Annotated in this window: 7 protein-coding genes; 3 read left to right on the forward strand and 4 right to left on the reverse strand. The window is 69.4% G+C overall.

What is annotated here, in order from left to right:
- Positions 1-7 precede the first annotated feature (7 nt).
- The 3 genes from AB2385_RS07440 to AB2385_RS07450 all read left to right on the forward strand — a co-directional run bounded on the left by AB2385_RS07440 (position 8) and on the right by AB2385_RS07450 (position 1,839).
- On the forward strand, positions 8-286 hold the full coding sequence (locus tag AB2385_RS07440) for a hypothetical protein (protein ID WP_367654322.1): 279 nt from the start codon (positions 8-10) through the stop codon (positions 284-286).
- A gap of 23 nt (positions 287-309) precedes the next feature.
- Positions 310-1,170 carry a D-amino-acid transaminase gene (gene dat, locus AB2385_RS07445; RefSeq protein WP_367654323.1) on the forward strand — a complete coding sequence of 287 codons (861 nt, stop codon included), beginning with the start codon at positions 310-312 and terminating at the stop codon, positions 1,168-1,170.
- A gap of 291 nt (positions 1,171-1,461) precedes the next feature.
- Positions 1,462-1,839: a PH domain-containing protein gene (locus AB2385_RS07450; RefSeq protein WP_367654324.1), complete on the forward strand. Its 378-nt coding sequence runs from the start codon at positions 1,462-1,464 to the stop codon at positions 1,837-1,839.
- A 178-nt stretch (positions 1,840-2,017) separates the two neighbouring features.
- Here the strand turns inward: AB2385_RS07450 and AB2385_RS07455 are convergent, their stop codons facing one another.
- From AB2385_RS07455 to AB2385_RS07470, 4 genes are all read right to left on the reverse strand, one after another.
- Entirely contained in the window at positions 2,018-3,052 is a 1,035-nt protein-coding gene (locus AB2385_RS07455; protein ID WP_367654325.1) for a hypothetical protein, read from the reverse strand.
- 7 nt (positions 3,053-3,059) lie between these two features.
- A complete protein-coding gene (locus tag AB2385_RS07460; RefSeq protein ID WP_367654326.1) occupies positions 3,060-3,692 on the reverse strand; it encodes an alpha/beta hydrolase in 633 nt (210 codons plus the stop codon).
- Positions 3,693-4,451: 759 nt separating this feature from the next.
- Positions 4,452-5,702 carry an RtcB family protein gene (locus tag AB2385_RS07465; RefSeq protein WP_367654327.1) on the reverse strand — a complete coding sequence of 417 codons (1,251 nt, stop codon included), beginning with the start codon at positions 5,700-5,702 and terminating at the stop codon, positions 4,452-4,454.
- A 382-nt stretch (positions 5,703-6,084) separates the two neighbouring features.
- Positions 6,085-6,945, reverse strand: coding sequence for a M48 family metallopeptidase (locus AB2385_RS07470; protein ID WP_367654328.1), 861 nt, complete (start codon positions 6,943-6,945; stop codon positions 6,085-6,087).
- Between the last annotated feature and the right edge of the window lie 368 nt (positions 6,946-7,313).

The raw sequence follows: 7,313 nt of genomic DNA on the forward strand, positions 1-7,313 counted from the left end.
GCGTGTGATGCCGGGGCATCGGGTGATGGTGACGGCCCAGACCGGACCCGAACTGCTGAACGCCGTGGCCCGCGCCGTGGTGCTGGCGACGTTCGGCGCCGAGATCCAGGTGGTGCGCGACCTCCCCAACCTGAGCGTCCGCCTGCTGGACCGCAGGGAAGTGGTGCACCTGCCGGGCGCACCGCCCCCCGAGAACCCGGACCAGATCTGGCTCAAAGTGACGGTACGGCGGTATGAACCGGGGCTGCTCGCGCGGCTCTTCGGAGAGCGCGTTGAGGATGTCTAGACTAAACGCAGGGAGGCGCACGTATGTCGTCTACGGTGTACCTGAATGGGGAGTTCGTTCCGTATGAGAAGGCGCTGGTCCCGGTGGAAGAGCGAGCCTTTCTCTTCGCCGACGGCATCTACGAGGTCGTCCGGGTGTACGGCGGCCGGCCCTTCGACCTGGAGCCCCACATGGCCCGGCTTGTGCGGAGCGCACGGGAACTGCGCCTCCCGGAGCCCGACTGCGAGGGGCTGACCCGGGTGACCCGGGAGCTGATCGAGCGGAACCAGATCCAAGAGGGCACGGTGTACTACCAGATCACCCGCGGCTTCCACGGCCCCCGGGCCCACGCCTTCCCGACGGGAAACGGTGCGCCGACGGTGCTGGTGCTCACCCATCCGCTCGCACCCGAAAAGCTGGCCGAGCACGAGCGGCAGCTGCGGGAGGGCGTGGCGGCCATCACCGTGCCCGAGCAGCGCTGGGCCCGGTGCGACATCAAGAGCGTCTCCCTGCTGCCCAACGTGCTGGCCAAGCAGCAGGCCGTCGAGCGGGGCGCGTACGAGGCCCTCTTCGTGCGGGACGGCTTCGTCATCGAGGGCAGCAGCAGCAACGTTTTCGCGGTGCTCGACGGCGAGATCGTCACCTATCCGGCTTGCAATTACATCCTGAACGGCATCACCCGGCAGCGGGTGATCCGCACCGCCCGGGAGCTGGGGTACACCGTGCGGGAGGAGGGCATCCCCCTCGCGGCGCTCAGCCGGTGCCAGGAGCTGTTCCTCACCGCCACGGTGACCGAGGTCATGGCCGTGACCCGGGTGGACGGCCAGGCCATCGGGGACGGCTCGGTGGGGCCCGTCGTCCGGGCCCTGCAGCAGGCGTTCCGGGAAGCGGTGCAGGCGCTGTAGAATCGTTCTGGCGAAAAGCACTCCCCGTCAGATGAGCCACGCCCCGCATGGGCGTGGCTCTCGTGTTTCCAGCGGCCGTACGTAACGCGCTCCGTGCGACCGCGGCTGCCCAATCCGGCTGCACGTACCCGGTGACGGTGGCATGAAAACGCACCCACGCACGTAGATGAAGCACGATTGCGCAGGTCACGCCGCCGAACCACCGTTACCGCCTTAACCGTCAGATATGCAAGAACAGCGCAAACCGGCGCCCGCAGGTCCAGGCGCCAGGGTGAGCAAGGAGGCGATGGAATGGGTCTGTTGGACGGTTTGATGGGCAACGCTTCCGAGGTGAACCCGGCCGAAGCGCAGCAGGAGTTCAGCGTAATCCTGGCCCCGGGCGAGGTGGTCGAGAAGGCGTACCGCCTGATTCGGGACATGTTCCTGTTCACGAACCGGCGGCTCATCCTGGTCGACAAGCAGGGGCTCACGGGTCGGAAGATCGAGTACCACTCCATCCCTTATCGCGCGATCACCCACTTCGCCGTCGAGACGGCCGGCCACTTCGACCTGGACGCCGAGCTGAAGCTCTGGATCACCGGGACCCCCGAACCGATCGAGAAGCAGTTCAACCGGAACCTGAACATCTACGAGCTCCAGCGGGTGCTGGCCCAGTACGTCCTGCGCTGACGCCCCCCGTGCGGGCCACTCGATCATGCTCGCCTTCCGCCGGCACACATGGTGCGAGCCACCCGCCGTACACGCCCGGCACCGGCGCACCCGGTGTCGGCCACCCGTCCGGCTCATCTTCCTCTGACGTCGCCCGGGCGGCCGGAGGGGTCCATCCGGGTGCCGATTCGCCCCCGCCTCAACCGTTCCCGACGGCCAGCGCCGACCGCAGCCAGGCGGGCAGCTGCGGCAGCACCCGGTCCAGCCCCGGCGCCTCGCCGCGGCGGCGCGCCTCCCACCACGGGCGCAGAGCGGTCACGAAGGTTCGAATCGCTGTGACGCCGGCCGCCGCCTGCGACCCGGCGAAGGCCGCTGCGTCGTCCGCTCGGCCGAGGTACTCCAGGTAGAAGCAGGTGGACGCCCGGATCAGGGTCTCGCCCCAGCGCCCCGTGGGATCGCAGTAGTACCGGGCAAACCGGCCCTCCGGGGGGACCTCCGTCTCCACGAAGGCACACTCGTGGGGCACGTCCGGGTAAAGGCGCTGGATGTCGTCCAGCACCGGATGGCTGGCCTCGTGTTGCACCAGGATGAGGAGGTCCAGCCGGTCCGGTGGGGCGGCACCGTGCGGCAGGCAGACGGCGTAGGTCTCCTTCCGGTTGGCCACACCCACCCCCCGGAGCGGGCCGGCCGCGGCCATGTTCCACAGGGGAACCACGACGGCGTTGTAGGGGAACCGGCCCCAGAACAGGCTCTGGAACGACTCCAGCCGCGCGTCCGAGAGCAGTTCGGTCACCGCTGCGACCGTGGCCCGCCACTGTTCGGCCTGGTCGGCCAGCAGCCTGCCCACCCGCAGGTCGCACCACACCGAGCGGAGCGCCTCGGCCAGGGCCTTCCGGTCGACCTCCCCGAAGTGCGCCTCCACGAACGGGGGCACGCCGTCCGGGCAGGTGTCGTCGAACGCCGGCGGCGGCCCGAGCTGGACCGTCTGCATCGCCAGCCCCAGCAGGTCGTGCTTCTCGTACTCTGTCCGGAGCCAGCGCACGGCGGGGTGATCGGCCGCGCCCGCCAGGCCGCGCCGCGTCTCCGAAACCAGAGGATGCTCACCCACGGCCGGCAGCGTGGTGCCGATCGTCGTAGTGCCCACGGCCACGGGCGCGTCCGCTGTCGGCGGAGGACTGGCGGCCGTAAGCGCGGCGGCCAGGGTCAGGAGCCGCTCATCCAGCCGCACTTCCATGGCGCTCCTAGCCTCCCTGTACGGCCGTCAGAAACCGCTGGCAGGGGGCGATCACCTGGGACAATGCCCCCACGGAACGCTCCCAGTCCCCTTTCACGTTGAAGCCGTGATCAAGCCCCGGAAGTACCACCCACCCGGCGTCGCCCCGCTCCCGGGCGGCGGCGCACTCGGGCAAGTGGTAGACGGGATCAGCGGTGCCGATGACCACCAGCGTTCGCAGGTCGCCCACCGGCTCCTGGAGGAACGCCGGAATCGGGGTCAGGATGATGAGCGACACCCGGTACCCTTCCAGGCTGCGGGCCAGCGGCAGGGCGATGAGGGAGCCCAGGGACTTGGCTGCGATGCAGACGTCCCGATAGCTCCGGGGCAGCACCTGGTCCACGGCCGCCCGGACGTCGGCCAGCATGGCAGGGCCGTCCGTCTCGCCGCCGATCAGCTGGAAGGCATAGGCGGTGGAGAGCACGTCCCAACCCGCTCCGACGGCCGCCTGCTTCAGATAGTAGAAGGCGGGCGCATCGCAGCTGTAGTTGTTGCCGGGCAGGAGCACCAGGAGCCTGTCGCTGCCCCCCTCGGGCCCCATCAGGTGATTCCGGATCGTCACGCCGGACTGGGAAGGCGTCGACACCGTTTCGAACCGCATCAACCTCTCCTCCTTCGTGTGCGTCAACCGCCGGCCACGGCCGGTGCTTGCACAGCCGCGTGCGCCAGGCAGCCCGATCGGGCGCGCACCGCTCAATTTCTGTTCGGTGGCGTGGCCTGCAGGTGCTCCGGGCGGCGGCCGGTGAAGTCCTTAGCCCGCCGTCCGGGCAGGAGTGAGCTAACCGTGCCCTGGTGCACGTCCGGCACACCAGGCTCGAGGCGGTTCACGCCGCTGCGAGCGCAGGGAAACCGTACCGCTGGGACCGTGGGTGATCCGCACCGGAGCCGGTGCGTACCCGCCCCACGCTGGTGTGCTTAAATGGCAGACTTCGCTGCCTATTCGGCACTCTCCTGCCAGACCCTTTCCCGCCAACACGACCGGTCCCGCTGTGACCGTGCCCACCGGGCCCGGCGGGGGTCACTGCCAAATCCACGCCCGGCTCCCCATGCCCCAAAAGCAGTTCGAATGGCCGTCGGGCGCCGCACCGACGTCCTGGAGGCGCCCGGCGCCCCGCGCCCGACCTGCATTCCGCTACAGGGCAAGCACACTACCGCCGTGCCGGCCTGCGGGGCGGTGCATAACGTCCTGGAGGCGCCCGGCGCCCTGCGCCCGGCCTGCGCTCCGCCGCAGGGCAAGCAAACACACCGCCCTGCCGGCCTGCGGGGCGGTGCGTGGGGTCATCTGGACCGCTGCGCGCTCCGGACTCCCTGGGTGAACCCTGCGCCGGACTCACTCATCGGGTCCCCATGACGCATTCTTCTAGTCCTTGTACGGGTCGTACTCGTCCGCTTCGGCCATGACAACGCAAACCGGGGCCAGCACGTACAGGACCTCCATCGTCGGGGCGTGCCAGCCCAGCACGTGGCGGAGCGGGCGGTAGACCTGGGGCGCCTCGTCTGCGCCGGCGCCCCTTAACTCCACCCCGGCGGAGGCAAGCCGCCGGCGGACGGCCTCCATGTCGATCGCGCCGCCCACCCGGACCCGCTTGCCGCCCTGCCGCTTCCACTTGCCCGCGGCCTGGGTGCGGGACATCACCCGGCCGGAGCCATGAACGGTGCTGTACAGCGCCGCCCGGGCCTCGTCGCCGTCCACGCCCCGCACCACCACGGCGATATCGCCCATCGAGCCGCCGATGAAGCCCATCTGGCCCGGGAAGAGCGGCGTAGCCCCCTTGCGAACCGCCCAGCCCTTCACGCCGCCGTGCTCCTCCGGCCAGGCATAGTTGTGGTGGTTGTGGACGGTGAAAGTGGCCTTCGCACCGAGGATGCGGAGCACCTGCTCCACCACGTAGTCGCGCCCGGCGTAGGCGTACCGGCCGGCCAGGCGCATGGCCGCGATATACGCCTGGCCCATCTCCGAGTCGACGGGAATCAGGGTTGGAGGCTGGTCCATCGACTCGCCCGGGGCCCGGTCGTCGAAGTCACGGCCCGCCGCCAGGTTGAGGAAGCCGGAGGCGGTGCGGTGGCCGAACCCCCTGGAGCCAAAGTGTACGGCCACCCATATCGGTGCCGTGTCCGGGATGGGATCGCCCAGCTTCCAGTTGGACGTTACCTCGGCCATCAGGTCCACATAATGGTTTCCCGCTCCGACGGTCCCCAACTGGTCCTGCGCCAGCTGCTTCAGGGTGAGCAGGTACGGCACGTCGGTCCAGGTGGGGTCGTCGAACAGTTCATGCTCCACCCGGACCTTGTTCTTGCGGCCGATGCCGAAGGAGACCTGGCGGAAGATCTCGTCGGCCAGCTTTCCCTTTGCGGCCTTGATGTCGCCGAAGGTCAGATCCGTCCGGACGGCCTTGTTCCCGCAGGCGATGTCATAGCCCACGCCCGAGGGTGAGATGTACCGGTCGTAGAAGAGCACCCCGCCGATGGGCTGGCTGTACCCCTTGTGGCCGTCGGCCATGAGGGCCGCCCCCACCGCATCCCCCACCTCTGCACACACCCTGAGCTGTTTCAGCGTGTCGGCGTCATGTTCGCCGAAGATCGCAAATCGCCCGTGCATCGAGTATGGCATCGCTCACGCCCCTCCCCCTCCTTGCTTCGTCACCGCCGTGGGAACTCCTCGGTGCCACTGCCAACGTCTGGCGCAGAGCAAACCAGGGACCAGGGCGCACCTTGCCCTGGTCCCGCGCTGTCCCCTCGTACCGTCAACACGCCCCCGGGGGACACCTTTCCAGCTGCCCGGACGCTGTCTGTCCAGGCCTGCGGCTGCCGCCTCAGCCGCCGCCCGGCTACCGCACGTCTGGGTGCCGCTGTATCGCCCTGCGCACCTCCCAGGTGCCGCATGCACGGGCTTCCCCGTATCGTTCCTCGGCGTCCCAGGCCCCGCCCGGGGTGGCCGGTGCCGCCTCAGCGGCCTCCCGGCGTGCGCCCGGATCACCCGAGCCCTCGCGGGGCTACCAGAGCGGCCAGAAGAACGCCGGGTCAGGCCGGGGCGGATACATCGCCTGCAGCCGTTCGATGCGCTTCCGGGTAGGAGGATGGCTCGCAAAAAGGGCGGCCCAGCCGGTGGGCTCCACGGGAGTGGGGTACCCCAGGAGGCGCTGCCACCACGAAGGTCGGTTCAACCGGTCCAGGCGCCACAGGGCGCGGGCCATGAGCTGGGGCGAACCCACCAGTTCCGCAGCCCCCTGGTCGGCCAGGTACTCGCGCTCCCGGGAGATGCCCATCCGCAGGGCCAGGGCCAGCGCCGGAATACCGCCGGTGATAAGCAGTGCCATGAGCAACTCGCCCGGACCCACGGGTGCGCCCAGAAGCCAGGCGAAGATCACGCCGAAACGGCCGATCTCGGCCAGCGCCGTTGCGGCGCCGGCCAGGCCCGCAGCCACCATGTTGAGGGGAAGGTCGCCATGCCGGATGTGCGAGAGCTCGTGGCCGACCACGGCTGCCACTTCGTCTGCGGGCATGTGGCGCAGGAGCGGTTCGGTCACGCCGATCGCGCTGCTGCTCTTCGTCGCCACCGCCACGGCGTTCACCATCCCGCCGGGCAGCAGGTAGAGTCGGGGCGTGGGCAAGCCGGCCCGGCGGGCCAGCGCCCCCACCAGTTCGTACAGGTCGGGGGCTTCATACCAGTCCAGCGGCTGTCCGCCCATCTGCCGCAGCGACGCCCGGGACCGCCCCCGGTAGGCCGCCGTGCTGGTCAGGAGCGAGAGCACAATCACGAACACCGCGGCCAGGGGGCCCACCGTGGCCCAACCGGTCAGGAAGGCCAGGAGAAGGAGCGCCGCCAGCGAAAGAACCGTGCGCAGGGTGAGCATCGCCGCATCCCCCCTTCTGTTTCCTATTCTGCTGCAAAGGTCAGGGAAAGTCAAGACTTCCTGACAGGGAATCGGACCCGCGGGCAACCGGGACTCCCCCAGAGGGAACCCTCCAAGACAGATGCTGCTGAGACGATACAGGAATCACTTGCGGCGGGTGCCGGCGGCCAGTTGCAGGGGGGCACTCCGCAACAAGTGCAGGGCGGTCATGTAAGGGGCGCCCTACAACCGGCCCCGGCGGTCAGCTGCAAGGGAGACCCACAACCGCTCCCCGCAGTAAGCCGCAAACCACCACCCACAACTGGTCCCGGAGTGGAGTTGCCCCGATTTCGTGGACACGTTTATGTTGTGATGTCACGCGGTCTCTT

The sequence above is a fragment of the Symbiobacterium sp. genome (assembly GCF_040797425.1).
In the GTDB taxonomy this organism is placed as follows: Bacteria; Bacillota; Sulfobacillia; order Symbiobacteriales; family Symbiobacteriaceae; genus Symbiobacterium.